At 71.2% G+C, this 26,833-nt stretch carries 27 protein-coding genes and 2 tRNA genes; 15 read left to right on the forward strand and 14 right to left on the reverse strand.

The genetic code is table 11. From position 1 onward, the window contains the following. Positions 1–135: 135 nt before the first annotated feature. From ABZZ20_RS18655 to ABZZ20_RS18665, 3 genes are all read left to right on the forward strand, one after another. Positions 136–1,251, forward strand: a complete 1,116-nt coding sequence (locus tag ABZZ20_RS18655) for a sensor histidine kinase (protein ID WP_356870926.1) — start codon at positions 136–138, stop codon at positions 1,249–1,251. Continuing rightward, positions 1,248–1,871, forward strand: a complete 624-nt coding sequence (locus ABZZ20_RS18660) for a response regulator transcription factor (RefSeq protein ID WP_356870736.1) — start codon at positions 1,248–1,250, stop codon at positions 1,869–1,871. Before ABZZ20_RS18655 ends, ABZZ20_RS18660 begins: the two co-directional genes overlap by 4 nt. Positions 1,872–1,997: 126 nt before the next feature. Next, the gene (locus tag ABZZ20_RS18665; protein WP_356870738.1) at positions 1,998–2,501 is read left to right on the forward strand and encodes a hypothetical protein; all 504 of its coding nucleotides are present in this window, start codon (positions 1,998–2,000) and stop codon (positions 2,499–2,501) included. A gap of 177 nt (positions 2,502–2,678) precedes the next feature. On the opposite strand, the gene ABZZ20_RS18670 is transcribed toward ABZZ20_RS18665, so the two are convergent. Then, entirely contained in the window at positions 2,679–3,356 is a 678-nt protein-coding gene (locus tag ABZZ20_RS18670) for a pentapeptide repeat-containing protein (RefSeq protein WP_356870740.1), read from the reverse strand. Between the two features lie 135 nt (positions 3,357–3,491). On the opposite strand from ABZZ20_RS18670, the gene ABZZ20_RS18675 reads away from it, so the two are divergent. Then, positions 3,492–3,995, forward strand: coding sequence for an FBP domain-containing protein (locus ABZZ20_RS18675; protein ID WP_356870742.1), 504 nt, complete (start codon positions 3,492–3,494; stop codon positions 3,993–3,995). 33 nt (positions 3,996–4,028) lie between these two features. Here the strand turns inward: ABZZ20_RS18675 and ABZZ20_RS18680 are convergent, their stop codons facing one another. Beyond that, positions 4,029–4,508 (reverse strand): GNAT family N-acetyltransferase, encoded by a 480-nt coding sequence (locus tag ABZZ20_RS18680; protein WP_356870744.1) that lies wholly within the window; start codon positions 4,506–4,508, stop codon positions 4,029–4,031. 109 nt (positions 4,509–4,617) lie between these two features. Between ABZZ20_RS18680 and ABZZ20_RS18685 the strand changes: the two genes are divergently transcribed. Then, the gene (locus tag ABZZ20_RS18685; protein WP_356870746.1) at positions 4,618–5,997 is read left to right on the forward strand and encodes an FAD-dependent oxidoreductase; all 1,380 of its coding nucleotides are present in this window, start codon (positions 4,618–4,620) and stop codon (positions 5,995–5,997) included. A 94-nt stretch (positions 5,998–6,091) separates the two neighbouring features. On the opposite strand, the gene ABZZ20_RS18690 is transcribed toward ABZZ20_RS18685, so the two are convergent. Beyond that, positions 6,092–6,167: transfer RNA gene (locus ABZZ20_RS18690), tRNA-Thr, on the reverse strand. Positions 6,168–6,410: 243 nt separating this feature from the next. Between ABZZ20_RS18690 and ugpC the strand changes: the two genes are divergently transcribed. The 3 genes from ugpC (at position 6,411) to ABZZ20_RS18705 (ending at position 8,923) form a co-directional block, all read left to right on the forward strand. Continuing rightward, a complete protein-coding gene (gene ugpC / locus ABZZ20_RS18695; RefSeq protein WP_356870748.1) occupies positions 6,411–7,499 on the forward strand; it encodes a sn-glycerol-3-phosphate ABC transporter ATP-binding protein UgpC in 1,089 nt (362 codons plus the stop codon). 179 nt (positions 7,500–7,678) lie between these two features. Further along, a complete protein-coding gene (locus tag ABZZ20_RS18700) occupies positions 7,679–8,092 on the forward strand; it encodes a hypothetical protein (protein ID WP_356870750.1) in 414 nt (137 codons plus the stop codon). A gap of 48 nt (positions 8,093–8,140) precedes the next feature. Beyond that, positions 8,141–8,923, forward strand: a complete 783-nt coding sequence (locus tag ABZZ20_RS18705; protein ID WP_356870752.1) for a nucleotidyltransferase family protein — start codon at positions 8,141–8,143, stop codon at positions 8,921–8,923. A gap of 79 nt (positions 8,924–9,002) precedes the next feature. On the opposite strand, the gene ABZZ20_RS18710 is transcribed toward ABZZ20_RS18705, so the two are convergent. The 6 genes from ABZZ20_RS18710 to ABZZ20_RS18735 form a co-directional block, all read right to left on the reverse strand. Continuing rightward, complete coding sequence (locus tag ABZZ20_RS18710) at positions 9,003–10,553, reverse strand: DoxX family membrane protein (RefSeq protein WP_356870754.1); 1,551 nt, start codon at positions 10,551–10,553, stop codon at positions 9,003–9,005. 155 nt (positions 10,554–10,708) lie between these two features. Then, on the reverse strand, positions 10,709–11,665 hold the full coding sequence (rlmB, locus tag ABZZ20_RS18715; RefSeq protein WP_356870756.1) for a 23S rRNA (guanosine(2251)-2'-O)-methyltransferase RlmB: 957 nt from the start codon (positions 11,663–11,665) through the stop codon (positions 10,709–10,711). A gap of 113 nt (positions 11,666–11,778) precedes the next feature. Then, positions 11,779–13,179, reverse strand: coding sequence for a cysteine--tRNA ligase (gene cysS, locus ABZZ20_RS18720; RefSeq protein WP_356870758.1), 1,401 nt, complete (start codon positions 13,177–13,179; stop codon positions 11,779–11,781). Between the two features lie 116 nt (positions 13,180–13,295). Further along, on the reverse strand, positions 13,296–13,907 hold the full coding sequence (gene ispF, locus ABZZ20_RS18725) for a 2-C-methyl-D-erythritol 2,4-cyclodiphosphate synthase (protein ID WP_356870760.1): 612 nt from the start codon (positions 13,905–13,907) through the stop codon (positions 13,296–13,298). Beyond that, entirely contained in the window at positions 13,897–14,643 is a 747-nt protein-coding gene (gene ispD, locus ABZZ20_RS18730; RefSeq protein WP_356870762.1) for a 2-C-methyl-D-erythritol 4-phosphate cytidylyltransferase, read from the reverse strand. Before ispD ends, ispF begins: the two co-directional genes overlap by 11 nt. A 237-nt stretch (positions 14,644–14,880) precedes the next feature. Beyond that, positions 14,881–15,363 (reverse strand): CarD family transcriptional regulator, encoded by a 483-nt coding sequence (locus ABZZ20_RS18735; RefSeq protein WP_003953493.1) that lies wholly within the window; start codon positions 15,361–15,363, stop codon positions 14,881–14,883. A gap of 671 nt (positions 15,364–16,034) precedes the next feature. Between ABZZ20_RS18735 and ABZZ20_RS18740 the strand changes: the two genes are divergently transcribed. Beyond that, the gene (locus ABZZ20_RS18740) at positions 16,035–16,688 is read left to right on the forward strand and encodes a DUF461 domain-containing protein (RefSeq protein ID WP_356870764.1); all 654 of its coding nucleotides are present in this window, start codon (positions 16,035–16,037) and stop codon (positions 16,686–16,688) included. 115 nt (positions 16,689–16,803) lie between these two features. Here the strand turns inward: ABZZ20_RS18740 and ABZZ20_RS18745 are convergent, their stop codons facing one another. Next, entirely contained in the window at positions 16,804–17,484 is a 681-nt protein-coding gene (locus ABZZ20_RS18745) for a response regulator transcription factor (RefSeq protein ID WP_007265514.1), read from the reverse strand. Positions 17,485–17,520: 36 nt separating this feature from the next. Further along, positions 17,521–18,759, reverse strand: a complete 1,239-nt coding sequence (locus tag ABZZ20_RS18750) for an ATP-binding protein (RefSeq protein ID WP_356870766.1) — start codon at positions 18,757–18,759, stop codon at positions 17,521–17,523. Between the two features lie 215 nt (positions 18,760–18,974). Here ABZZ20_RS18750 and phoU point away from each other — a divergent pair, with 215 nt between their 5' ends. The 3 genes from phoU (at position 18,975) to ABZZ20_RS18765 (ending at position 20,119) form a co-directional block, all read left to right on the forward strand. Continuing rightward, positions 18,975–19,652 carry a phosphate signaling complex protein PhoU gene (phoU, locus tag ABZZ20_RS18755; RefSeq protein WP_112449136.1) on the forward strand — a complete coding sequence of 226 codons (678 nt, stop codon included), beginning with the start codon at positions 18,975–18,977 and terminating at the stop codon, positions 19,650–19,652. A 108-nt stretch (positions 19,653–19,760) separates the two neighbouring features. Continuing rightward, complete coding sequence (locus ABZZ20_RS18760) at positions 19,761–19,910, forward strand: hypothetical protein (protein ID WP_356870768.1); 150 nt, start codon at positions 19,761–19,763, stop codon at positions 19,908–19,910. 134 nt (positions 19,911–20,044) lie between these two features. After that, a tRNA-Trp gene (locus tag ABZZ20_RS18765) sits at positions 20,045–20,119 on the forward strand. Between the two features lie 81 nt (positions 20,120–20,200). Here ABZZ20_RS18765 and ABZZ20_RS18770 read toward each other — a convergent pair. Further along, positions 20,201–20,959 carry a phosphoglyceromutase gene (locus ABZZ20_RS18770; RefSeq protein WP_356870770.1) on the reverse strand — a complete coding sequence of 253 codons (759 nt, stop codon included), beginning with the start codon at positions 20,957–20,959 and terminating at the stop codon, positions 20,201–20,203. Positions 20,960–21,111: 152 nt separating this feature from the next. Between ABZZ20_RS18770 and ABZZ20_RS18775 the strand changes: the two genes are divergently transcribed. Beyond that, positions 21,112–22,455, forward strand: a complete 1,344-nt coding sequence (locus ABZZ20_RS18775; protein WP_356870772.1) for an MFS transporter — start codon at positions 21,112–21,114, stop codon at positions 22,453–22,455. 105 nt (positions 22,456–22,560) lie between these two features. Here ABZZ20_RS18775 and ABZZ20_RS18780 read toward each other — a convergent pair whose 3' ends face one another. Further along, positions 22,561–23,049 carry a YbjN domain-containing protein gene (locus ABZZ20_RS18780; protein WP_356870774.1) on the reverse strand — a complete coding sequence of 163 codons (489 nt, stop codon included), beginning with the start codon at positions 23,047–23,049 and terminating at the stop codon, positions 22,561–22,563. Beyond that, positions 23,042–24,379 (reverse strand): D-inositol-3-phosphate glycosyltransferase, encoded by a 1,338-nt coding sequence (mshA, locus tag ABZZ20_RS18785; RefSeq protein ID WP_356870928.1) that lies wholly within the window; start codon positions 24,377–24,379, stop codon positions 23,042–23,044. The genes ABZZ20_RS18780 and mshA overlap by 8 nt, the downstream gene beginning before the upstream one ends. Before the next feature lie 265 nt (positions 24,380–24,644). Here mshA and ABZZ20_RS18790 point away from each other — a divergent pair, with 265 nt between their 5' ends. Next, positions 24,645–25,481: a class I SAM-dependent methyltransferase gene (locus tag ABZZ20_RS18790; RefSeq protein ID WP_356870776.1), complete on the forward strand. Its 837-nt coding sequence runs from the start codon at positions 24,645–24,647 to the stop codon at positions 25,479–25,481. Between the two features lie 210 nt (positions 25,482–25,691). After that, positions 25,692–26,762: an NlpC/P60 family protein gene (locus ABZZ20_RS18795; RefSeq protein WP_356870778.1), complete on the forward strand. Its 1,071-nt coding sequence runs from the start codon at positions 25,692–25,694 to the stop codon at positions 26,760–26,762. Positions 26,763–26,833 lie beyond the last annotated feature (71 nt).

Genomic DNA, 26,833 nt, shown 5'->3' on the forward strand with positions numbered 1-26,833 from the left:
TGCGACCAGGCACGATGGAGGAGCCAGACACCGACCCGGGAGCCCGCCGTGAGCCACGCACCGCCGCGGACGCCGCACACACCTCGGGCGCGGCGGACGCCGCCCAATGCGGACACGCGCGCGCTCGCCACCGTCATGCACACGGCGTTCTTCCTGCTCCTCGGTGCCTCGGTGGCCCGCTTCCTGCTGCGCCATCCCGGCTCGCCCAGCACCCCGTGGATCATCGCCCTCAGCATCACGCTGGCCCTGCTGTACGTCCTCGGCCCCGCCCTCGGGGCCGCACCCACCCTGCGGCGGCTGCTCTGGCTCGGACTGGTGGTGGCGACCTGGGTCGTCCTGGTCGTCCTCGCACCCAGCTTCGCCTGGTGCGCCGTCCCCCTCTTCTACACCGCCCTGCGCACCCTGCCGCCCCGAGCAGCGATCGTGCTGGTGGCCCTGCTGACGGTGTTCGTGGTGGCGGCCCAGCTCAAGCTCTCCCAAGGGTTCGACCCGAACCTGCTCCTCGCCCCGCCGGCGGTCGCGGCACTCGCCACCGCGGTCTTCGTCCACATGGAACGCCAGGCCGCATCCCAGCGCGCGCTGATCGACGACCTGATCCGCACCCGCCGGGAACTGGCCGCCACCGAGCGGCGCGAAGGCACCCTCGCCGAACGACAGCGGCTGTCGATGGAGATCCACGACACGCTCGCACAACACCTATCCAGCCAGCAGATGCTGCTCCAGGCCGCTGACCGCACCTGGGACAGCGACCCGCGCACCGCCCGCGCTCACGTCCGTACCGCCACCGACATCACCGCGCGCGGCCTGGCGGAGGCCCGACGACTGGTCCACGACCTGGCCCCGCCGGAACTCGAAGGGGGCGGCGGCCTCGCGGACGCGCTGCGCGCGCTCGACGCGGGACCGGACGTCGAGGTCCGCTTCCACCTGGAGGGCACGCCGACCCCGCTTCCGGACCGCGTCCAGTCGGCACTGCTGCGGATCGCGCAGGGCGCCCTGGCCAACGTACGCGAACACGCGCACGCCCGGACCGCGGCCCTGACCCTGAGCTTCCTGGGGGACCAGGTGGTCCTGGACATCGCCGACGACGGCGAGGGCTTCGCGGAAGGACGGGGCGCGGTCGGGGACCGCGGACACGGGCTCCCCGCGATGCGTGCCCGGGTCCGCCAGCTCGGCGGCACCCTCACCCTCGAATCCACACCCGGCGAGGGCACCGTCCTCTCCGCGGCCGTACCCCTGGAGCCCACCCGATGACGACGACGATCCTCCTGTGCGACGACCACGCAGTGGTCCGCGCCGGCCTGCTGGCACTGCTGGGCAGCGCACCGGACATCGAGGTGCTCGGCGAAGCGGGCAGCGGCGAGGAGGCCGTGGCCCTGGCCGCCAGACTCCACCCGGACGTGGTGCTGATGGACCTCCAGCTGGGCGAGGGCATCGACGGCGTCGAGGCGACCCGCCGCATCACGGCCGCGGCCGACCCCCCGCACGTACTGGTCCTCACCACCTACGACACGGACGCGGACGTCACCCGGGCCATCGGCGCCGGCGCCACCGGCTACCTGCTGAAGGCGGAGCGCCCGGAGGAACTGTTCTCCGCGATCCATTCGGCGGCAGCGGGCCGCACCACGCTCTCCCCACCGGTGGCGAGCCGCGTGATGGCCCACATGCGGGGCTCCCGGCCGACACTGACGGACCGCGAACTGGACATCCTGGGGCAGCTGGCCCGGGGCCTGGGCAACCGGGACATCGCACGGGCCCTGTTCATCAGCGAGGCCACGGTGAAGACCCACCTGGGCCGCATCTACGACAAGCTCGGCGTGGACACCCGCGCGGGAGCGGTCTCGGTGGCCAAGGAACAACGCCTCCTCCCCTGACGGCAGCAGGACCCGCACGCCCGTCGCGTCACGCCCACCCGCGCCGCCGCCCCCTCACCGCCGCCTACCGCCGCAGGGGGACGGCCGCGGTGGGGACGGCCGCCCGCCCGTGACACCATCGGGTACGTGCTCGACATCGGCTACTCCCTCTCCCGGCGCTTCCCGGATCCCCCGCAGACCGACTACCGCTCGGCGGACGTCCACTCCCTGCGCCACGACCTGTTCTGCGGGGACGTCTACCTCGCCGACACCGACAAGGACAGGGAAGTGTCCACAGCCTGGGGATGGGTGCCCGTACTGGACTTCGCCTGGGCGCTCTGCGACATCGTCGAGCAGCTCGACCAGGACCCCCGCGGCAGCCGCTCCGCCAACCGCCAGTACGCCGAACTCGACTTCACGGAGTCCACCGACCGGATGCTCTTCGAGCGCCGCTTCGGCTGGGTCGACATCGAAGCCGACTGGATGGCGCCGGACGAAGAACCCCTGACCTTCAGCCACCGCCTGCTGCGCCGCGAGGCCCGCGACTTCCTGCACGACCTGATCGCGGACCTCGTGGACATGCACGACGGACTCGCCGACAACCCCGTGATCTGGACCCTCCAGTCCCGCTTCCCCCGCGTCCCGGCCTAGTGCTGTGACCGGAAGGGTTCACCGGCCCGCGGTGTCCGGCACGGCACCTCGCCGCGTTGCCGCACCACGCACGTACGTCCCGCACGAGCCGTGGCCCTCCGCCTTGCGATGCACCACACCGGACGCCGCGGGCACGAGAACCCCCACCCGCACCCGCACCCGCACCGGGCAATACAGCTAGGCCACCACGCGCACCCCCAGCTGCGCCGCCAACGACGGGGCCAGGTCGAACAGCTGCCCGGGGCTGATCACCGCCCCGGCCAGCGCGTCCACCCCCCGCGCGATGTCCAGCTCCGCGGCCCCCCGCAGATCCACGTCCGCCATCCGCGCCCCCGAGAAATCGGCCCCCCGCAACACGCAGCCGCCGAACTCCACCCGCTCCAGCACCGCACCCCCGAAGTCCGGCTCCACCAAGACGCACCCCTCGAAGACCACGTCCTTCAGGTGCGCCTTGCGCAGGTTCAAATAGTCGATCTTGCCCCCGCGGACCACCACCCGCTCCAGTACCGCCCCGTGCAGCTGCACACCGCCCAGCCGCGCCTCCACCAGCTCCACGTCCCGCAGCGAAGCCCCGGCCAGATCCGTCCCCACTCCCCGGACCCCCTCCAGCACCGAGTCCAAGATCCGCGCCTTCGCCAACCCCGCCTCGTCCAGCGCGCACCGCCGCAGCACGCAGTCCATGAACCGGGCCCCGACAGCAGCCTGCCCCGCCAGGTCCAGGTCGACGAACTCCAGCCCGTCGTAGTCCCCGTCCGGCTCCAGCTCGCCGCCCTCCCACACGCTCAGCTCCGGCAACCGCACCTCCGGCCGCCGCGCCGCCCGCACCGTCTCCTGCTGATGTCCTCTACGCGCCATCCCCCCATCGTCCCCCGCACCACTGACAACGCCCGGCGCCCGCCTCGCCTCGCCCCGCCCCGCCCCGCCCCGCCCCGCCCCGCCCCGGGAATATCGGATGACGGCGCCACGTACCCCCACGTACCGTCCCCATCCGTGGACCCGCTCTCCGAACACCAGATCCGTACGTCCTTCGTGAACTGCACCAAGGGAGAGGCAGCCCGCCTCAAGCTGCCCCTGGACTTCACCGAAACCCCCTGGGAAGACCTCGACTTCCTCGGCTGGGTGGACCCGGGCGCCCCGCTGCGCGCCCACCTCGTCCGCCAGAGCCCCGACGGCACCCCCCTCGGCATCACCCTGCGCGTCCCCGGCACCAGCCGCACCAGCGCCCTCAAGTCCAGCGTCTGCCAGATCTGCCTCACCGGCCACGCCGCCTCCGGCGTCTCCCTCCTCGTCGCCCCCCTCGCCGGAGCCCGCGGCCGAGAGGGCAACACCGTCGGCATCTACGTCTGCGCCGACCTCGCCTGCTCCCTCTACCTGCGGGGCAAACGCCAACCGAAACTGAGGGCCGGACGCTACGAGGAAACCCTCACCCTCGACGAGAAGATCGACCGCGCCCGCACCCACCTCGACGCCTTCACCGCCAAGATCACCGGCTGACGCCGCCGCATCCCACGGCTCGGCGCAGCGGCCTCAACCCTGCGCCGAGCCCAACTGCTTCAACGCCTCGTCCGTCAGCCGGTACACCGACCACTCGTCCTGCGGCCGAGCACCCAGAGCCTCGTAGAACGCGATCGTCGGCTCGTTCCACTTCAACACTGACCATTCGAGCCGCTCGTACCCGCGCTCCACGCAGATCCGCGCCAGCTCCGCCAACAGCGCCTTCCCGTACCCGCCACCGCGCGCGCCCGGCCGTACGTACAGGTCCTCCAGGTAGATCCCGTGCACCCCGCGCCACGTCGAGAAGTTCAGGAACCAGACCGAGAACCCGACGGCCTTCCCCCGCTCCGTCTCCGCGATGTGCGCGAACGCCGCGGGCCGCTCCCCGAACAACGCCTCCCGCAACTGTTCCTCGGTGGCCCGCGCCTCGTGCGGCGCCTTCTCGTAGTCCGCGAGCTCGCGGATCATGGCATGGATGACGGGGACGTCTTCGACAACAGCACTACGGATCATGCCCGCAGCCTAAGACGCGTCGCACCCACCAAAAGGCCGCCCCCGGCACCCGGAAACTGGGCACCCCGTACCTGGACACCCGTCCGGAACCCCGTGTACCAACTCCCCCATGACGATCAACGGCGGCATCTCCTTCTGGTACGCGACGGACCACACCGCCGCCCAGCCACCCCGCGCTCCCCTCACCGGCCACAGCACCGCAGACGTCGTCATCGTCGGTGGCGGCTACACCGGCCTGTGGACCGCCTACTACCTCAAGACCTCCGCCCCCGATCTCCGCGTCACCGTCCTCGAAAAGAAGTTCTGCGGCTACGGAGCCTCCGGCCGCAACGGCGGCTGGCTCTACAACGGCATCGCCGGGCGCAACCGCTACGCCGAACTCCACGGCCACCAAGCCGCCCGCCGCCTCCAACGGGCCATGAACGACACCGTCACCGAGGTCATCGACATGGCGACCAAGGAGGGCATCGACGCCGACGTCCGCCGGGGCGGCGTCCTCGAAGTCGCCCGCACCCCCGCCCAACTCGGCCGCCTCAAGGCCTTCCACGCCACGGAACTCGACTTCGGCGAAACGGACCGCGAGCTCTACGACGCCACCGACACCCGCGCCCGCATCGACGTCGCGGACGCCGTCGGCTCCAGCTGGACCCCGCACGGCGCCCGCATCCACCCCCTCAAGCTGGTCAAGGGCCTGGCCACCGCCTGCGAACGCCTCGGCGTGGTCATCCACGAATCCACCCCCGTCACCGAAATCTCCCCCCGCCAGGCCGTCACCCCGTACGGCACGGTCCGCGCCCCGTACGTCCTGCGCTGCACGGAGGGCTTCACGGCGGCCCTCAAGGGCCACAAGCGCGCCTGGCTCCCGATGAACTCGTCGATGATCGCGACGGCCCCGCTGCCGCCCGAGGTGTGGTCCCGCCTGGGCTGGTCGGACGCCGCCACCCTGGGCGACATGGCGCACGCCTACATGTACGCGCAGCGCACGGCGGACGACCGCATCGCGATCGGCGGCCGGGGCGTCCCGTACCGCTTCGGCTCGCGCACGGACACCGACGGCACGACCCAGCCCTCGACGATCACTTCGTTGACCGACCTGCTGACCTCCTTCTTCCCGATCCTCACGGGAGTGGAGATCACCCACGCCTGGTCGGGCGTCCTCGGCGTCCCCCGCGACTGGTGCGCCACGGTGACCCTGGACCGCACCACGGGCCTCGGTTGGGCCGGCGGCTACGTCGGCTCGGGGGTCGCCACCTCCAACCTCGCCGGTCGCACCCTGCGCGACCTGGTCCTGGGGGACACCACGGAGCTGACCACCCTCCCGTGGGTCAACCACCGGGTCCGCCGCTGGGAGCCGGAGCCCTTCCGCTGGCTCGGCGTCCAGGCCCTCTACGCGGCCTACCGCGAGGCGGACCGCCACGAGGCCTCCACCCACAGGCCGACCACGACCCCCCTGGCCCGCCTGGCCGACCGCATCTCGGGCCGGCACTGACCGACCCCGCACACGCGGAAGGTCCCGGACCATGACGGTCCGGGACCTTCCGCTTCTGCACGAATCCCTTGGCCAGCAAGCCTCTGACCTGGGATGGAGCCGCCTATCGGAATCGAACCGATGACCTGATCATTACAAGTGAACTGCTCTACCAACTGAGCTAAGGCGGCATGTACGACGCTGCACAGCGCGCAGAATCGCCCTCACTTTACACAGGCTCCATACCTCGCCGCGAAGAGCTTTCCAGCGGCGTACGGGCTGCACCCGGCACCGACAGCGGCGGAAGTCACTGTCCTGCGGGTACTGACAGGAGCGCGCGGTGCGGGTAGCGTCGGGCGGAGTCCGATTTTCTGGACTAGACCTTCCACTCGGATCGTCCGGCACGTTCCTGCCGGTAGAAGGGATTCATCACCATGGCTTCTGTCACCTTCGACAAGGCGACCCGGCTGTACCCCGGCGGCGACAAGCCCGCCGTCGACGAGCTGGAGCTGCACATCGAGGACGGCGAGTTCCTCGTTCTCGTCGGCCCGTCCGGTTGTGGCAAGTCCACCTCTCTGCGGATGCTGGCCGGTCTGGAGGACGTCAACGGCGGTGCCATCCGCATCGGCGAGCGCGACGTCACGCACCTGCCGCCCAAGGACCGGGACATCGCGATGGTGTTCCAGAACTACGCGCTCTACCCGCACATGACCGTCGCCGACAACATGGGCTTCGCGCTCAAGATCGCCGGCGAGGACAAGGCGACCATCCGCAAGAAGGTCGAGGACGCGGCGAAGATGCTCGACCTCACCCAGTACCTCGACCGGAAGCCGAAGGCGCTCTCCGGCGGTCAGCGCCAGCGCGTCGCCATGGGCCGCGCCATCGTGCGCAAGCCGCAGGTGTTCCTCATGGACGAGCCGCTGTCGAACCTCGACGCCAAGCTCCGCGTTTCCACCCGTACGCAGATCGCGGCGCTCCAGCGCGACCTCGGCATCACGACGGTGTACGTCACCCACGACCAGGTCGAGGCCATGACGATGGGTGACCGGGTGGCGGTCCTCAAGGACGGTCTGCTGCAGCAGGTCGACACCCCGCGCAACATGTACGACCGTCCGGCGAACCTGTTCGTCGCCGGCTTCATCGGCTCTCCGGCGATGAACCTGGTCGAGGTTCCGATCGCTGACGGCGGTGTGAAGTTCGGCGAGAGCGTGGTCCCGGTGTCGCGCGAGGCACTGTCCGCCGCCGCGGACGCGGGCGACCGTACGGTCACGGTCGGCGTGCGCCCCGAGCACTTCGACATCGGCAGCGAGGGTGGTCTGACGATCACCGTGAACGTGGTCGAGGAACTCGGCGCCGACGGGTACGTCTACGGCAGCACCAGCGCGGCCGAGGGCTCGCAGGACATCGTCGTGCGCGTCGGTGGCCGTCATGTGCCCGAGAAGGGCGCCACCTTGCACGTGGTGCCGCGGGCCGATGAGATCCACGTGTTCTCGACCTCGTCGGGTGCGCGGCTGGCCGACTGACGGCCGGCAGGTTCGTGAAGGGGGCGCTCCTCGGTGGGGGCGCCCCCCTTCGTCTTCCCGGGCAGACCGGGCCATTCGGCCCCACCCGTCAACCCCTGATTCGAAAAACCGCATCGAACCATCCCCCGACCGGGTGACTAAATGTCGCCAAATCTTCACCGAGCGCTACTCTCGCCCTCGTGACCCACACTGCCCGCCGTATCGGCCGTTCCCTCGCCCTGGTCCTGCCCGTCGTCCTGGTCCTGTCCGGGACCCTCGCGGTCACCATGGTCCCTTGGGCGGACAACTCGCCCTCCCAGATCCTGACCGCGTCCGCCGAGGACGTCTCCGTTCCCGCGAAGCCGCGCGCCGCACAGGACGTGCTGCGCGAGAAGCTGTTGAGCGAGTTGCAGCAGGGCGAGATGCCGGGTGACGTCCTGACGCACCTCCAGCAGGAGGTGGACCGGCGTCCGTCGCTGGCCGAGCACTGCGTGGGGATCGCGCGGGCGCTGGGTCGGGCTGCCGTGGACGCCTACGGTCCGACGAAGGCGCAGTCCTTCGCCCGTCCCGTCTGTGACACCTCGTACGCGTCCGGTGTCGCCTCCATGGGCTGACGGGCGTCCTCGTACTCCCTCCGGGGCGGCGCCTCTACGCTGGCCGCCATGACCGATGCCCCGCCTCCCGCGTCCCGCTCTTCCGATTCCGCAGCCGCGTACCCGGCTCCCTTCGCGCAGGCACCCGCCCAGGCGGTCGTGCTGGCGGGTGGGCAGGGTTCGCGGCTGCGTCCGTACACGGACGACCGGCCGAAGCCGATGGTCGAGATCCCGGGGACGGGGGTGCCGATCATCGGACACCAGTTGGCTTGGTTGGCGGCCGAAGGGGTCACGGACGCCGTGGTGTCCTGCGGGCACCTGGCGGAGGTGTTGCAGGACTGGCTGGCGGGGGCCGACCTTCCGCTGCGGGTGACCACGGTGGTGGAGGAGGAGCCGCTGGGGCGCGGTGGCGGGTTGAAGTACGCGGCGAAGCACCTGCCGTACCCGGACCGGCCCTGGTACGCGACGAACGGCGACATCTGGACGCGGTTCTCGTTGCGCGAGATGGCGGCGTTCCACGGGGAGCGCGGGGCGGTGGCGACGCTGGCGTTGGCGCGGCCGCGGATTCCGTGGGGGGCGGTGGAGACGAACGAGTTCGGGCAGGTGCTGGACTTCATCGAGTCGCCGCCGTCGCCGTACCTGATCAATGCGGGGGTGTACGTGTTCGGCCCGGAATTCGCCTCGCTGTTGCCGGACTTGGGTGATCACGAGCGGACGACCTTCCCGCGGCTGGCACGCGAGCGGCGGTTGGCGGGCTTCCCGCTGCCCCAGGGGGCTTACTGGCGGGCGATCGACACGGCGAAGGACTTGACCGAGGCGGCACGGGAGTTGGCCGCGCAGAGCGGCTCCTGAGGCTTTCCGGACCGTGCGGGCGGGGCCCGGTGCGCTCTTCGCGCTCCGGGCCCCGCCGTGTTCTCGCTGCGTCCTGTCGTCAGCCGAGGAGGCCGCCGACCAGACCGGGCTTCTTCGACGGTGCGTCGCCGGTGCCGCCGGTGGTGCCGCTGCTCACCGATTTGGAGGCGGGCGGCTTGGAGGTGGACTGCTTCGGGGTGGTGGTGCTGGAGGTCTGGCCGCTGCCGGAGCCGCGGGTGGCGGTGGGTGACTGCGCGCCGGTGCCCGCGGTCTCCTTGGCAGTGGAACCGGTGCCGGCACGGCTGGACTTGGCTGCGGGTGTGGAGGCGCTGGCGGTGGGCGCCGCCGGCTTGGAGGGCTGCTGCACGGGGGCCTGCTGCTGCTTGGTCGGGGCCTGCGGCAGCGGGGTGCCGGGCAGGTAGTTACTGGGGGCCTCGCCCGGTCCGGGCACGGTGACCACGGTGGTGGAGCGGACGGCTCCGCCGAGGAGCGAGCCGATGAGCAGGGTGAGTCCGCAGACGACGGCGGCCATGATGGTTCCGCGGCGCAGGACGCGGCGGCGCAGCCGCCAGATCTCGGAGCGCGGTCCGAGGGTGCGCCAGGCTTCGCTCGCCAGTCGGCCGTCGAGGGAGTAGACGGGGGCGCCGGCGATGATCAGCGGGCTCCAGGCGGCGAGGTAGATGATGTCGGGCGCGTCGTAGGCGGGGACCGTCTTCCAGCTGACCGTCATGAGGAGTGCGGCGGACAGGAGTGCGCCGATGCAGGCGGCGAACCGCTGCCACAGGCCCAGCACGGTCAGCACGCCGACGATGACCTGGAGGAAGGCGACGGTGAGCCCGGCCCCGACCGGGTGGGCGAGGGCGAAGTCCCGCAGGGGTTCGGCGAGTGCCCAGGGTTGCAGGGTGCGCAGCCAGGTGACCATGGAGCCGCGTTCGCCGCCGTCGAAGTAGACGGGGTCGCACAGTTTGCCCATGCCTGCGTAGATGGAGATGAAGCCGAGGAAGACGCGCAGCGGGAGGAGGACGACGCCGAGGTTCATCCGGCGGCCTGGGTAGTACGAGGCCTGCCCGCGGGTGTCGGAGGGGGACCGCCGGGAGTCGGCCGCGGGTCCGCCGTCGTAGGGGCCGCCGTCGTAGGGGCCGCCCCCGGTGTACTGCGGTGCGTGGGGGAGGTCGCGGACCGGGGTCAGGGGGCGGGTTTCGGCCGGATCGCCGTAGGTGCGCTGGCCGATGACGGTCGGGGTGGCCCGGGTCTCGCCGGCCCGGTCGTGGTCGAGGTCGACGCGGGGGATGGTCTGGGTGGCGCCGCCGTCGAGGTCGTCGTGGCCGCGCCCGTTGTCGCGTACGGCCTGGAGGAGTCCGCCCATGGCGGCGGTGTCGCCGGGAGCGGACCTGCCGCTCCAGACGACGGGGGCCCGACGGCGGCCGACGCCGGCGGCGACCGCGGCGCCGCCGAGGACGGGCACCCGGCCGGGGGCGTTCGCGGGCTTGGAACGCGCGCTCGGGCTCGGTGCGAGCCGCACGCGGAAGCTGGCGTGGTTGACGATGACCTGTGCGGGGTCGCACGGCACCTTGACCATGCTCAGCGCGGGCTGGTCGTCGAACCCTGACGTTCTGGTGTCCACACTCATCTAACCGAGTGATCAGTGTTTAGGACACTGCCTTGACAGGAGGGATGTGTCCGAGGCCCGTCAAGATCAAGCCACCCCGCCCAAAACGGACGGGGTGGCACGCTCACGGGTCACGGACCGTAGGCCGTTCGGCAGAGCTCGACCGCGGATCGCGCTCAGGCGCGGCGGCGGGCGGCCTCGTAGAGCACGACGCCCGCGGCGACGCCGGCGTTGAGCGACTCGGCGCCACCCGGCATCGGGATGCGGACGAGGTAGTCACAGTTCTCGCCGACGAGGCGGCCGAGGCCCTTGCCCTCGGAGCCGACGACGATGACCACGGGGCCGGCGAGCGCTTCGAGGTCGCTGACGGTGTGCTCGCCCTCGGCGGCGAGGCCGACGATGGCGATGCCGGCCTTCTTGTACTCCTGGAGGGCGCGGGTCAGGTTGGTGACGCGGGAGACCGGGGTACGGGCCGCGGTACCGGCCGAGGTCTTCCAGGCGCCGGCGGTCATACCTGCGGCGCGGCGCTCGGGGATGACCACGCCGTGGCCGCCGAAAGCGGAGACCGAACGGACGATCGCGCCGAGGTTGCGCGGGTCGGTGACGCCGTCGAGGGCGACGATCAGCGGGTCCTCGCCGTTGTCGTAGGCGGCGGCGGTGAGGTCCTCGGGGTGCGCGTACTCGTACGGCGGGACCTGGAGGACCAGGCCCTGGTGGTTGAGCCCGTTGGTCATCCGGTCGAGCTCGGGGCGCGGGGCTTCCATCAGGTTGATGTTGCCGCGTTCGCCGGCGAGCTGGAGGGCCTCGCGCACGCGCTCGTCGTTGTCGATGAACTGCTGGACGTAGAGGGTGGTGGCGGGGACGCCGTCGCGCAGCGCCTCGAAGACCGGGTTGCGGCCGACGACCATCTCGCTGGTGCCCTTGGGGCCGCCGCGGCGGGGGGCGGGCCGGCGCTTGGCCGCCTGCTTGGCCATGGCGTTGGTGATGCGGTTCTTCTTGTGGCCCTTGCGTTCGGCGGCGGGCGGGGTGGGGCCCTTGCCCTCCAGGCCCTTGCGCCGCTGGCCACCGCTGCCGACCGTCGGGCCCTTCTTGTTCGACGTGCGGCGGTTCCTGCGCTGGCTGTTCCCGGCCATGACCTCTACCTGTTTTCGTTGGTGCTGCGATATGTACGTATGAAGAGTGTGCCGCCCGGAGCGCCGGGCGGCACAACAGACGCCGAGCCGACCGACTCGGCGGCGGGGTCGCGTCAGCGCGGTCCGAGCGTCCAGCGCGGACCGGCGGGGCTGTCCTCGATGACGAGCCCGGACTGCTGGAGCTGGTCGCGGATGGCGTCGGCGGTCGCCCAGTCCTTGCGGGCCCGGGCGGACTCGCGCTGGTCCAGGACGAGGCGTACGAGCGTGTCGACGGCGCCGTGGAGGTCCTCTCCGCGGTCGGTCTCCTCGGCCCAGTGCGGGTCGAGCGGGTCCAGGCCGAGGACGGCCAGCATGGCCCGTACCTCCGACAGGCGCGCGATGGCCGCGTCCTTGTCGTCCGCGGCGAGGGCGCTGTTGCCCTGCCGGACCGTGGTGTGGACGATGGCGAGCGCCTGCGGGACGCCGAGGTCGTCGTCCATCGCCTCGGCGAAGGCGGGCGGGACCTCAGGGGCGGGATCGACGGTCTTGCCGGCCGTCTCGATGACCCGCTGGTAGAAGCCCTCGATGCGCGCGAACGCGGACTCAGCCTCGCGCAGCGCCTCCTCGCTGTACTCGATCATCGACCGGTAGTGCGGGGTGCCGAGGTAGTAGCGCAGGACGATGGGGCGCCAGTGCTTGACCATCTCGGAGACGAGCACCGAGTTGCCGAGCGACTTGGACATCTTCTCGCCGGACATGGTGACCCAGGCGTTGTGGAGCCAGTACTTCGCGAACTCGTCGCCGAAGGCCTTGGCCTGGGCGATCTCGTTCTCGTGGTGCGGGAAGATCAGGTCCAGTCCGCCGCCGTGGATGTCGAAGGCCTCGCCGAGGTACTTGTGCGCCATGGCGGAGCATTCGAGGTGCCAGCCGGGACGGCCGCGGCCCCACGGGGTCTCCCAGGAGGGCTCGCCGGGCTTGGCGGACTTCCACATGGCGAAGTCGCGCGGGTCGCGCTTGCCGGTCTCGCCGGTCGACTCCGGCTGGCGGATGTTGTCGAGCTCCTGGCGGGAGAGCGAGAGGTAGTCCGGGTAGGACTTCACGTCGAAGTAGACGTTGCCCTCGGACTCGTAGGCGTGGCCGCGCTCGATGAGGCCGCGCATCATCTCGACCATCTCGGTGACGTGCCCGGTCGCGCGCGGCTCGTAGCTGGGCGGGAGGCAGCCGAGGGCGGTGTAGCCGTCGTTGAAGGCCCGCTCGTTCTCGTAGCCGATGGACCACCAGGGGCGGCGCTGCTCCGTGGACTTCGTGATGATCTTGTCGTCGATGTCCGTGACGTTGCGGACGAAGGTCACGTCGTACCCGCGGTAGGCGAACCAGCGGCGCAGCATGTCGAAGTTGAGGCCGGAGCGGATGTGCCCGATGTGCGGGGCGGCCTGCACGGTGGCGCCACAGAGGTAGATCGAGACGCAACCCGCAACGAGGGGGGTGAAGTCGCGGATCTGCCGGGCGCTGGTGTCGTACAGGCGAATAGTCACGGCATCCAGGGTAGTGCGCCTGCGGCAGTGCCCCGCGACCCTTTCGGGGCGCGGGGGCGGTTTGTTGCCGAAGCGGTGTCGTGCGGTGTGGTGCGGTGCGGTGCCGTACGTCGTACTCAGGCCCGGTTCGTCCGATACACGAGGGCCGTCGCGATCGCGGCGAGCCCTTCGGCGCGGCCGGTGAGGCCGAGGCCGTCGGTCGTGGTGCCGGAGACGGAGACGGGGGCGCCGGCGGCTGCGGCGAGCGTCTTCTGTGCTTCTTCGCGCCGCTTGCCGATCTTCGGGCGGACCCCGATCACCTGGATGGCGATGTTGCCGATCTCGAAGCCCTCGGCTCGGACGATGCGGGCGGCTTCCCCCAGAAGGGTGACGCCGGCGGCGCCGGACCACTCGGGGCGGGAGGTGCCGAAGTGCGCGCCGAGGTCGCCCACGCCGGCGGCGGAGAAGAGGGCGTCGCACGCGGCGTGGGCGGCGACGTCCCCGTCGGAGTGTCCGGCGAGCCCGTCCTCGCCCTCCCACAGCAGGCCGGCGCACCACAGCTCGCGGCCGGTCTCGAAGGCGTGCACGTCGGTGCCGATCCCCACGAGCGGGATCACGGGCGCGACGGCGGCACCGGCCACGGCGGCGGAACCCGGCGCAGCAGCGGGCCCGGTGGCGCCGCCCGGGGCGGTGGCCGCCTGCGAACCCGCCCCGGCGGACTCCTCGAAACCTGCGGAACTAGTAGGCATCGGTGGCCCTCCTGCGGGCGAGTACGGCCTCGGCGAGGACCAGGTCGAGCGGACGGGTGACCTTGAAGGCCTCTTCGTGGCCCGGGATCACCACGACGGTGATGCCGAGCCGTTCCACCATTCCGGCGTCGTCGGTGGCGCCATCGCCGTCGACGGCGATGGTCTCGTGCGCGCGCACGAGGGTGGGGAGGTCGAAGCCCTGCGGGGTCTGGACGGCGCGCAGCCGGGCGCGCTCGGGGGTGGCGACGACCGGTTCGGGCTCGCCGGGCTTGCCGGGCTCGACCTCCTTGACGGTGTCGGCCAGCGGCAGCGCGGGCACCACGGCGGGCGATCCGTCGTGGACGGCTTCGATGACCGAGTCGACGGTGTCCACGGGGACGAGCGGGCGGGCCGCGTCGTGGATGAGCACGGTGGTGACGTCCGCCGGGAGGGCGGCGAGGCCGGCACGTACGGATTCCTGGCGGGTCTCCCCACCGGGGACGACCAGGACCTCGGTGCGGTCGGGCAGCGTGTTCTCGTCGAGGAGCCGGCGGACCTCGACGGCTCCGTCGGGGGGCGCGACGACCACCACGAGGGACACGGCCCTGGACCGGGCCATCGCCCGGACGGCGTGGATGAGCATCGGGGTCCCGCCGAGGGTCCGCAGGGCCTTGGGGGCGCCCGGGCCGAGGCGTACCCCACGGCCGGCGGCCGGAATCACCGCGGCGGTGCGGTGGCGGCGCGATTCGTCAGACATCAGTAGCTCCGAGCCAGGTTTGTGACTTCGGCCGACATGGGTATGGCCTGAAGGGTGCCGGGTGCGACGCCCTCGCCCCTTCCGTGACGACCGGTCGAGCAGGCTGTCCGGACCCGGCATGCCGGTGGAAAAAGGCACGGGCACAGACATGCCGCAGCGCCCGGCAACAGCCCTCTCGTAGAGGAGAGGGCTCGTCATCGGGCACCACGGCACGACTGCTGTGAACGATGTTTCGCGTCAGGACGCGAGAACCTCGTCGAGGAGGGCCTCGGCCTTGTCCTCGTTGGTGTTTTCAGCGAGCGCGAGCTCGCTCACCAGGATCTGGCGCGCCTTCGCGAGCATGCGCTTCTCGCCCGCGGAAAGCCCGCGCTCACGCTCACGACGCCACAGGTCACGCACCACTTCGGCGACCTTGATGACATCGCCAGAAGCGAGCTTCTCCAGATTTGCCTTGTAGCGCCGGGACCAGTTCGTCGGCTCTTCGGCATACGGCGCGCGAAGCACCTCGAAGACCCGGTCCAGCCCGTCCTGGCCGACTACGTCGCGAACGCCGACGAACTCTGCATTGTCCGCAGGCACACGAACCGTCAGGTCGCCCTGGGCGACCTTGAGCACCAAGTAGGTCTTGTCCACGCCTTTGATCTGGCGAGTTTCGATGGCCTCGATCAGCGCGGCCCCGTGATGGGGATAGACCACGGTGTCGCCAACCTTGAACGTCATGTGACAGGTACCCCTTCCGTGGCTATCCAGGGTAACACGAGAACTGACTGTTATGAATGGCGTTTTCGCAGGTCAGGGCACATCTCAGGGCTTGACAACAGAGACACGAACGTGCTGCGAAGGGCTTCCGGAGGGGGGTATTCGCAGGTCGGAGGTGCTGTACGGACCGGCCGAAACGGCCACGTTACACCGCACCGATGGCTCCACGAGTGTGATGTACGTCCCGTTTTGCCGGTTTCGAAGCCGGGAAACCGAACTACTCCGTTCGACTGGCGACCACCAGTACGGAGCGGTTCCGGCCCAATCCGGAATTGATCACGCGGGGGCGTTCGAAGGAATCCCGGAATTGATCACCGGAGAGCAGGGCCGCGATATGCGGACGGCACATGAGCCACAGATGAACGGGGCGGGAAGTCGCGGGCGGAACGGCGGGCAGAACGCGGGCGGAACGCCGCGGGAGGCCCGGCCGGAAGGCCGGCCGGAAGCAGGGCCGGAATGCAAGATCGCGGGGGCGGTGCACGGTGGCCCGTGCACTGCGGAGGGTCGGGTGCGGGGGCGGGGCGGCGGCTCGGTAACCTAAGCGCGCTGACACACCCTTAGGGCGGCTTTACCTCGGTCGCCCCGAGACTGCCCATCCTTCCGTTCCGTACGTCCAAGGAGTTGCCGCCGCCGTGAGCCGCAGCCTTCGACGCGGCGCCCTCGCCGCCACCGCCATCGTGTTCTCGATCGCCTCGCTGGCCGCTTGCGGTGCGGGCAACGACGCGCAGACGCTCCAGATCAAGCCGGACAACGCCGCCGCCACCAAGGGCGACATCAAGATCCAGAACGCACTGGTCATCACCCAGGGCGAGAAGGACAAGAAGAGCGGCCCCGCCGCCGTCTCCGCAACGGTCTTCAACACCGGCACCAAGGCGCAGACCCTCGACGGCATCACCCTCCCGGGCAGCAAGGCCAAGGTCGTGCTGAAGGGTGCCGAGGGTGCCGGCAAGGTCACCGTGCCGGCCGGCGGCTCCGTCGTCCTGGGCGGCAAGGGCAACGCCTCCGCCGTGATCGAGGGCGGCGACGCCGTGACGAACGGCAACGCGCAGGCGGTCGTCTTCCAGCTGAGCAGCACGGGCGACGTGGAGCTCGAGGCGTTCGTCGTCCCGAACACCGGCCCGTACGCGGGCTTCGGCCCCACCGCCGGCGCCAGCCCGTCGGGCAGCCCTTCCACCAGCCCCTCCGGCAGCCCGTCCACCGCCCCGTCGGGGGCCGCCTCGGGTGCCCCGTCGGGCGCCGCCTCGGGCGTGCCGTCGGGTTCCCCCTCGCAGAGCGCCGGCCACTGAGGCGGGCGACACCGTACGAAAGGGCCCCTTTCCGCTTCAACCGGCGGAAGGGGGCCCTTTCGTGTACCGCTCGCCTCGTGCCGGTTACGGCTCGCGGAGCGCGGCTGAGCGCGGCTTACGGCTCGAACTTGTAGCCCAGGCCGCGCACCGTGACCAGATAGCGCGGCGCACCCGGGTCCGGCTCGATCTTGGCGCGGAGGCGCTTGACGTGGACGTCCAGGGTCTTCGTGTCGCCCACGTAGTCGGCGCCCCAGACCCGGTCGATCAGCTGCATGCGCGTCAGTACCCGACCCGCGTTGCGCAGCAGCATCTCCAGCAGGTCGAACTCCTTCAGGGGGAGGTCGACCTTGGCTCCGGCGACGGTGACCACGTGACGGTCGACGTCCATCCGTACGGGCCCCGCCTCCAGCGCGGCAGGGGTGACCTCCTCCGGCTCGCCGCGGCGGCGCAGGACCGCGCGGATGCGGGCGACCAGCTCCCGCGAGGAGAAGGGCTTCGTGACGTAGTCGTCGGCTCCTATCTCCAGCCCGACGACCTTGTCGATCTCGCTGTCCTTGGCCGTCACCATGATGACGGGGACGTTGGAGCGGCCGCGCAGCTGCCGGCAGACCTCCGTGCCGGGCAGGCCGGGGAGCATCAGGTCGAGGAGAACGAGGTCGGCGCCGTTGCGCTCGAACTCGTCGAGCCCGTCGGGCCCGGTCGCGGCGATCGCGACTTCGAAGCCCTCCTTGCGGAGCATGTAGGACAGGGCGTCGCTGAAGGATTCCTCATCCTCGACGACGAGCACTCGGGTCACGGAAGGACCTCCGGGGCAGGGGTGGCTGGTTCTGGTTCAGGCAGGGGTCGGATGGCTGGGTGTTGGGGCCTGTTCCGCGGCCGGGGAGGTCGAGGAGGCCGGGGAGGTCGAGGAACCCGGAGCAGCTGCTTCCGGAAGGCGCAGGGTGAACGTCGAGCCCTGACCCTCCGAGCTCCACACGGACACCTCCCCGCCGTGCGAGGCCGCCACGTGCTTCACGATCGCAAGGCCCAGCCCGGTTCCTCCCGTGGCGCGGGAGCGGGCCGGATCCACGCGGTAGAAGCGCTCGAAGATGCGCTCGCGGTCCTTCTCCGGGATGCCGATGCCCTGGTCGGTCACGGCGATCTCGATCAAGTCTCCGCCGGGAGCCGTCACCCTGCGTGCCGCTATGCCGACGCGGGTGCGGGCGGGGCTGTAGTTGACGGCGTTCTCGACCAGGTTCCCGAGGGCTGCCGCGAGCTGTCCGCGGTTGCCCCAGACGCGCAGGTCGGCGGTGCCGCCCGACGCCATGGTGATCTGCTTGGACGACGCCGTGTGCCGGCAGCGGTCGATGGCCTCGGCGACCAGCGTGTCCACGCGCACGGGCTCCGCGTCCTCCAGCGGGTCGTCGTTCTGTACCCGGGAGAGGTCGATGAGCTCCTGTACGAGGTTGATCAGGCGGGTCGCCTCGATCTGCATGCGGCCGGCGAAGCGGCTGACCGCCTCGGGGTCGTCCGCGGCGTCCATGACGGCCTCGGACAGCAGGGAGATCGCACCCACCGGCGTCTTCAGCTCGTGCGACACGTTCGCGACGAAGTCGCGCCGTACGGCCTCGATGCGGCGGGCCTCGGTGAGGTCCTCGACCAGGAGCAGTACGAGCCGGGAGCCGAGCGGGGCGACGCGCGCCGAGACCGCGAGGGCCTCGCCGCGCCCGGTGCCGCGCCGCGGCAGGTCCAGCTCGACCTGGCGTATCTCCCCGTCGCGGCGGGTGTCACGGGCCATGTGGAGCATGGGCTCGACGGCCAGCTTGCCGCCGCGGACCAGCCCGAGGGCGTACGCGGCCGAGCTGGCCTTGACCACCGCGTCGCCCTCGTCGAGTACGACGGCGGAGGAGCGGAGTACGGAGAGGACGGTGTCCACGCCGGGCGGCAGCACCGCGTTGATGTCGGGGCGCATGGAGCTCCGGGTGGGGCGTGCTTGGTCGCGCTCGCTCCAGCGGAACGCCAGCATCGCGATCACACCGGTGCAAAGACCGGCGATCGCTGCAGCTGCGGCGACCGCCGCGTTCACGTCCATGCATCCAGGTTAAGCAGGCACGACGACACTTCCACAGCCGTTCGGGTGGCACCTCGAACAGTCGTCGCCCAGAGTTCACCGTGGCGACGGGGTTGATTCACTTGTGATGCCGGAGTCGGACGCGTTAGCGGCTCAACGTGTCAACGTGGGGCACGAGGCCGCCCCGGCCCGGCCCCCGGGCAGTAACGCAGTAGGTCAAGAGAGGGACACCACCCATGCGTGACGCGTACCACGAGGAACTGGACTCGATCGGTGAAGGTCTGGTCGAGATGGCCCGGCTGGTCGGTTCCGCGATCGGGCGGGCCACCACGTCCATGCTCGACGCCGACCTGAAGCTCGCCGAGAGCGTCATCGCCGCCGACCAGAAGGTCGACGACCTCCAGCACGACCTGGAGGCCCGCGCCATCGCCCTGCTGGCCCGCCAGCAGCCGGTGGCCACCGACCTGCGCATCGTGGTGACCTCGCTGCGGATGAGCGCCGACCTGGAGCGCTCGGGCGACCTGGCCCAGCACGTGGCGAAGCTGGCCCGGCTGCGCTTCCCGGACACGGCGGTGCCGCGGGACCTGCACGCCACCATCCTGGAGATGGGTCAGCTGGCGCAGCGCCTGATGGCGAAGGCGGCCGAGGTCATCATCACGAAGGACGTCGACCTGGCGCTCCAGCTGGAGCAGGACGACGACGAGATGGACCAGCTGCACCGCACGCTGTTCCAGCACCTGATGGACGACCGCTGGAAGCACGGCATCGAGACCGCGGTGGACGTGACCCTGCTGGGCCGCTACTACGAGCGCTTCGCGGACCACGCGGTGTCGGTGGCCAAGCGCGTCGTCTACCTGGTGACGGGCGAGCACGCGGACGAGCTCCAGCCGCCGACGCAGGTCGAGGGCGTCTGAGCCGTTCTGCCCCAGTGCGCCGTTGACGCGCCGGTGTGGCTGGGCATGAATGAGGGCGAAGGCGGTCCGTCGTGCGAAGTCCCGTACGCCGCCCTGCGAGGAGGATCCATGCCCGATTCCCCCGTCCCCGTCACCCCGGAACACGAGCAGCCGCCGCGACCCGAACCACTGCGGCTCCCGCTGCTCGCGGCCTGCGGCTGCGGCTCGGGCTGCGGCTGCGGCTGCCAGTCCGGCGCACCCTGCCAGTGCGGCGGCTGACCCCGCCCGCCCGGCATCCCGCACAGGAGGGCCCCACCCGCCCGGGTCGGGGCCCTTCGCACGACACCGCCCGTCGAACCGCCCCGCGCCCCGCACGACGACGGAATCGAGTGCCCTTACCCTTCCGGTGGGGCGGAGCCGTAGCGCAGAGGTCGTCGCGCGCGGTCTCCAAAACTGCGAGGACGCCGGTTCGATTCCGGCCGGCTCCGTCCCTCCCCACCACCCCGAGCGACGAAGAGCCCCCCACCCGCTGAGAACCAGCAGGTGGGGGGCCGTTTCGTGCGTGGGGGTTACTTCTTGCCCTGGTTCTTGACCGCCTCGATGGCGGCTGCCGCGGCGGCCGGGTCGAGGTAGGTGCCGCCCGGCTTGAGGGGCTTGAAGTCGGCGTCCAGCTCGTAGGCGAGCGGGATGCCGGTCGGGATGTTCAGGCCCGCGATGTCGGCGTCGGAGATGCCGTCCAGGTGCTTGACCAGGGCGCGCAGGGAGTTGCCGTGCGCGGCGACCAGGACAGTGCGGCCGGCCAGCAGGTCGGGGACGATGCCGTCGTACCAGTACGGCAGCATGCGGACGACGACGTCCTTGAGGCACTCGGTCCTGGGGCGCAGCTCCGGCGGGATCGTCGCGTAGCGCGGGTCCTCGGACTGCGAGAACTCCGTACCGTCCTCAAGGGCCGGCGGCGGGGTGTCGTACGAGCGGCGCCACAGCATGAACTGCTCCTCGCCGAACTCGGCGAGGGTCTGGGCCTTGTCCTTGCCCTGGAGGGCGCCGTAGTGGCGCTCGTTCAGGCGCCAGGAGCGGTGGACCGGGATCCAGTGACGGTCGGCGGCCTCCAACGCCAGCTGCGCGGTGCGGATCGCGCGCTTCTGGAGCGAGGTGTGCACGACGTCGGGGCGCAGACCGGCGTCCTTGAGCAGCTCACCGCCGCGGACCGCCTCCTTCTCGCCCTTCTCGTTGAGGTTGACGTCCACCCAGCCGGTGAACAGGTTCTTCGCGTTCCACTCGCTCTCGCCGTGGCGGAGGAGGATCAGCTTGTACGGTGCGTCGGCCATGCGTACGAGCCTAATGGACGCGCGGGGGCGCTTGCGCGCGGTGTCCACGGCCGTGGATTGACGATCGGCGTCAATCCGGTGGCTCCCGAAGACGGTCTAACCGTAGGGTGCGTTGAGCAGGAGAGCCACTTACATTTCCGGGGGGATTCCGTATGTCCGTTGCCAAGGTGAGACGGGCTGCGCGCGAAAGCGTGTCGGGGCTGCCGCGAGCCTTCTGGTGGTTGTGGGCGAGCACGCTGGTCAACCGGCTCGGGGCCTTCGTCGCCACGTTCATGGCGTTGTACCTGACGCTGGAGCGGGGTTATTCGGCCTCGTTCGCGGGACTCGTGGCGGCACTGCACGGTCTGGGCGGGGTGATCTCCTCGCTGGCCGCGGGGGTGATGACCGACCGGCTCGGGCGGCGCCCCACGCTGATCGCGGCGCAGGCCTCGACGGCGTTCTCGGTGGCGCTGCTGGGGTTCATGGAGGATCCGGCGGCGATCGCGGCGGTGGCCCTGCTGGTCGGTCTGACCTCGAACGCCTCGCGCCCGGCGGTGCAGGCGATGATGGCGGACATCGTGCGTCCCGAGGACCGGGTACGGGCCTTCGCCCTCAACTACTGGGCCATCAACCTCGGCTTCGCCGTGAGCGCGACGGCGGCGGGCCTGATCGCGGAGTACAGCTACCTGGCCGGGTTCCTCGGCGAGGCGGCGCTGACCCTGGTGTGCGCGGTCCTCGTGTACGTCAAGCTGCCGGAGTCCCGACCGGAGCAGACGGGGACGGCAGGGACGGCAGGGACGGCGGAGCAGCGTACGGCCGGGCCGGAGGTCGGGCTGGGCACGGTCCTGCGGGACCGGCGGTTCATGGGCGTGGTCGGGCTGTCGTTCCTGATCTCGCTGGTCTTCACGCAAGGGTCCGTCGGCCTGCCGGTCGCGATGGGGGCCGCGGGCTTCTCCCCCGGCGACTACGGGCTGATCATCGCCGTGAACGGCCTGCTGATCGTGCTGCTCCAGATCCCGGTCACCCGGTTCATCGAGCACCGGGACCCGCAGAAGCTGCTGGTGGCCTCCGCGCTGCTGGCCGGGTACGGGTTCGCGCTGACGGCCTTCGCCGGGTCGCTGTGGGCGTACGCGCTGACCGTGTGCGTGTGGACGCTGGCGGAGATCCTCAACTCCCCGACCCAGATGAGCCTGGTGGTCCGGCTGTCTCCGCTGCACGGGCGCGGGCGCTACCAGGGGATGTACACCATGTCGTGGGCGGTGGCCGCGCTGGTGGCGCCGCTGCTGGCGGGCTTCGTGATCGACCGGTTCGGGGCCGGGTGGCTGTGGGGGGCCACGGGCGTCGTGGGCACGGTGGCCGCGATGGGGTACTGGCTGCTGATGCGGAGGCTGCCCGCCGAGAGCGGTGTGGAGGCCGACCGCAGTGCCGGTGCGGGTGGCGGTACCGGTCGCGGTGACGGCGGCCGTGCCGGTGGCGGGGACGCCCCGGCTTCCGTTCCCGCCGAGGTGCAGGCGTAGCCGCCGGATACGGGCGCGGGGCGTCACGTCCCGTCCTGCTCCGGACGGGGGGAGGCGGCGTGCCCGTACGACGTCAGGACGTGAGGCCGTCAGGACGTGAGGCCGTCAGGACGTGGGCTGCGTCAGGTGGCGGAAGGCGTCCAGGTTGCGGGTGGACTCGCCGCGGGCGACGCGCCATTCGTACTCGCGCTTGATCGCCCCCGCGAAGCCCAGCTCCAGCAGGGGGTTGAACGCCCCGTCCGCGGCCTCCAGGACGGTGCCGAGCAGCCGGTCCAGCTCCTCCGGGTTCACCACCGACAGCGGAAGCCGGGCCGTCAGGTAGACGTCGCCGAGGCGGTCCACCGCGTAGCTCATGCCGTACAGCTTGAGGTTGCGTTCCAGCAGCCAGCGGTGGACACCGGCCTCGTTCTCGTCGGGGTGGCGGATCACGAAGGCGTTGATCGACAGCGAGTGCCGGCCGACCCGGATCGCACAGGTCGTGGACAGCTTGTGGGTGCCGGGCAGCTGGACGACGTACGAGCCGGGTTCGGGGCTCTCCCAGCCCAGTCCGGCCAGGGTCAGCGTGCTCTCGATGATCGCGGCGGTGTCAGCCATGGTGGGAGCGTACGCGACGGCGATGATCATGCATGGCCGCGGTGTACACGTCCGCCGTGCCGCTCGCCGCCGTGTCCCAGCCGAAGAACTGCGCGTGCCGTGCCGCCTCCGCGCCCATCCGGTCCGTGAGGCCGGGGTCGTCCACGAAGCGCCGCAGCTCGCGGGCGTAGTCCACCGGATCGTGCCCGGGGACCAGGATTCCGGTGACCCCGTCGTTGACGGCCACCGGCAGTCCGCCGACCTCGGCGGCCAGCACCGGCGTGCCGGTGGCCTGGGCCTCGATCGCGACGAGCCCGAAGGACTCGCTGTAGGAGGGCATGACCAGCACGGACGCCGCGCGGAACCAGTCGGCGAGCTCGTCCTGGCGCACCGGCGGATGGAAGTGGACGAGGTCCGCGATGCCGAGCTTCGCGGCGAGCTTCTGCAGCCCCTCCGGCTTGGCGAGGCCGCTGCCGCTGGGGCCGCCGACGACGGGGACGAAGAGACGCCGGCGCAGCGAAGGATCCCGGTCCACGAGCTCGGCGACGGCGTGCAGCAGGATGTCGGGGGCCTTGAGCGGCTGGATCCGGCCGGCGAAGAGCGGGATGACGGCGTCCTGCGGCAGCCGCAGGCGGGCGCGGGCGGCGGCCCGGCCGTCGCCGACGGTGAAGCGGTCGAGGTTCACGCCGGGGTGGACGACGGCCACCTTGCCGGGGTCGGCGTCGTAGTACCGGACGAGTTCGTCGGCTTCCCCGGTGGTGTTCGCGATGAGCCGGTCGGCGGCGGACACGATCTGGGTCTCGCCGATGACGCGTGCGGCCGGCTCCGGCGTGTCGCCCTCGGCCAGCGCCGCGTTCTTGACCTTGGCCATGGTGTGCATGGCGTGTACGAGCGGGACGCCCCAGCGCTCGGCGGCGAGCCAGCCCACGTGGCCGGAGAGCCAGTAGTGGGAGTGGACCAGGTCGTAGTAGCCGGGACGGTGGCCGGCCCAGGCCTGCATCACACCGTGGGTGAAGGCGCACAGCTGGGCGGGGAGCTCTTCCTTGGCGAGGCCTTCGTACGGGCCCGCGTCCACGTGCCGTACGAGGACCCCGGGGGCCAGCTCGACCACGGGCGGCAGGCCCCCCTCGGTGGCCCGGGTGAAGATCTCGACCTCGATGTTGATCGCGGCGAGGCGCTTGGCCAGTTCCACGATGTACACGTTCATGCCGCCGGCGTCACCGGTGCCGGGCTGGTGGAGCGGTGAGGTGTGCACGCTGAGCATGGCCACGCGGCGCGGCTTGCGGTGGTGGCCGACGGCCGGCAGCCGCAGGCGGGGCGGCTCGTGGCGGGCAGCGCGGGCGGCGGCGATCCGGCCACCGAGGCTGCCGCCGATGCGGGACACGTACTGGCTCAAGGGAGCAGTTCCTCTCGCTCGGACGACACTCGGACGATGCTCGGACGGCATGACGGCGGGCGGTGCGGGGCATGGCGACGGAGCGCGCCGGGCGCCCTGCAAGGAGTGCAACCCGGACGGCCCCGTCCCGCATTCCGGGGGCCGCTCTTTTTTCCCTGCCGTTTGCTTCGTGGTCTGCCCGCTTTTCATCCGGCGGGGGCGCTCCGCTTACGCTCGCACCATGTCCTCCCGCTCCACTCCGCCCCCGAGCCGTGCCGGCAGCCCGGGTGGCCGGGCCCGCCCCGTGGGCGCGGTGACGCGCGGGACGACCAATCCGAACCGGCTGCGCCGGATGGACCGCTGGATCGCTGCGGTGCACGGGGCGGTGCTGCGGCGCTCGGAGGCGCCCGTCGCGGTGGACCTCGGCTACGGGGCCGCGCCGTGGACGGCGGTGGAGCTGCTGGCCCGGCTGCGGGAGGCGGCGCCGCGGGTACGGGTGGTCGGCATCGAGATCGAGCCGGCGCGGGTCGCGGGGGCGAAGCCGTACGAGCGGGAGGGACTCAGCTTCCGGCACGGCGGCTTCGAGGTGCCGTTGGAGGGCGGGGTCCGGCCGACGCTGATCCGAGCGGCGAACGTACTGCGCCAGTACGACGAGGAGCAGGTGGCGGCGGTGTGGGAGCGGCTGTGTGCCCGGCTCGCTCCGGACGGACTGCTCGTGGAGGGCACGTGCGACGAGGTCGGGCGGCGCCACGTGTGGGTCGCGTTGGGGCCCGAGGGGGCGCGCACGGTGACGTTCGCGACCCGACTGGGCTCCCTCGAACGCCCGTCGGACCTGGCGGAGCGGCTACCGAAGGCGCTCATCCACCGCAACGTGCCGGGCGAGCCGGTGTACGCGTTCCTGCGGGACTTCGACCGGGCGTGGGCGGCAGCCGCTCCGTACGCCTCGTACGGGGCGCGGCAGCGCTGGATCCGGACGGCGCGGGACCTGGCCGCGGACTGGCCGCTGACGGACGGTCCGGGGCGGTGGCGGCAGGGGGAACTGACGGTGCGCTGGGAGGCGTTGCGCCCGGCAGGGTGAAAGTGGCGCGCGTGGGAACCGACTGCCGGGGCGGCCCGTTGAGCCGTCCGGGATGCGTGTGGAGAACCGTTGGGGCCGGGACAAGATCGGGGAGCGCCCGTGAGGGTGTTGGAATTCGCCGACTCGTGGCACCATCCCGAAGGCAGTACAAAGTTACTGATGAATAGTCAGATCTGATGCGGGATCCGACTCGGGGCACCTGGGGGGACCATGGGGACCGTGGAGCGTAGGCGGTGGAGGGGTGCGTCCGCGCTGACCCTGCTGTGTGCGACGGCACTGCTCGCGGTGTCGGGTGTGGTGGGTTCGTCGGGCGTGGCGCAGGCGGCGCCGATGCCCGACCCGGGCGTCGCCTCCCTTGAGCAGGTGCGCAAGGAAATCGACGAGCTCTACCGCCAGGCGGGTACGGCGACGGACGCGTACAACCTCGCCGAGAGCGAGGCCAAGGCCCAGTCCGCCAAGATCGTGGAGATCGCGAAGCAGGTGGTGGCCGGCCAGGACCGGATCACCTCCCTCAAGAACCGCGCGGGTGCCGCCGCGCGCGCCCAGTACCGCTCGGGCGGGATGCCCGCGGGCGCGCAACTGGCGCTGAGCAACAGCCCCAGCCACTTCCTCGACGGGGCGGACCGGATCCGGCAGGGCGAGAAGGCCACCACGGACCTCCTCTCCGAAATGAACCGCACGCAGAGCGACTTGCAGCAGTACGCGAAGGACGCGAACGCGCAGTGGGAGAAGCTCGAAGCCAACCGGATCAAGCAGGAGTCCACGAAGAAGCAGATCGAGGAGAAGATCAAGGCGGCGGAGTCGCTGGAGAGCAAGCTGGAGGCCGAGGAGAAGGCCCGGCTGATCCAGCTGGAGCAGGAGGCGCAGTACAAGGCGCAGACGGCTTGGCTGTCGACGGGCGTACTGAAGGAGATCAACGCCTCGGCGTCGGAATCCGGGAAGAAGGCCGTCCAGTTCGCCACCGCGCAGATCGGCAAGCCGTACGTGTGGGGCGCCCAGGGCCCGGGTTCGTTCGACTGCTCGGGACTCACCTCGCAGGCCTGGCGCTCGGCGGGGAAGGGCATCCCGCGCACCTCACAGGAGCAGCTGCGGCTCCTGCCGAAGGTCGCGCTCAAGGACATGCGCCCGGGTGACCTCATCATCTACTTCGACGACGCGAGCCACGTGGGAATGTACGTGGGCGACGGCGCGATCGTCCACGCCCCCCGCCCGGGCCGCAACGTCACCCTGGCGGGCGCGGGCTCGATGCCGATCAAGGCAGTGGTCCGTCCCGACGCGTAAACGGCCCGTCGCGGAGGCAGGACCCCGCCCGGGCCCTGGCTCCGCCCTGCCTTCCGCTCTGCCTTCCTCCC

Source organism: Streptomyces sp. NPDC006430 (assembly GCF_040612395.1).
GTDB lineage: Bacteria > Actinomycetota > Actinomycetes > Streptomycetales > Streptomycetaceae > Streptomyces.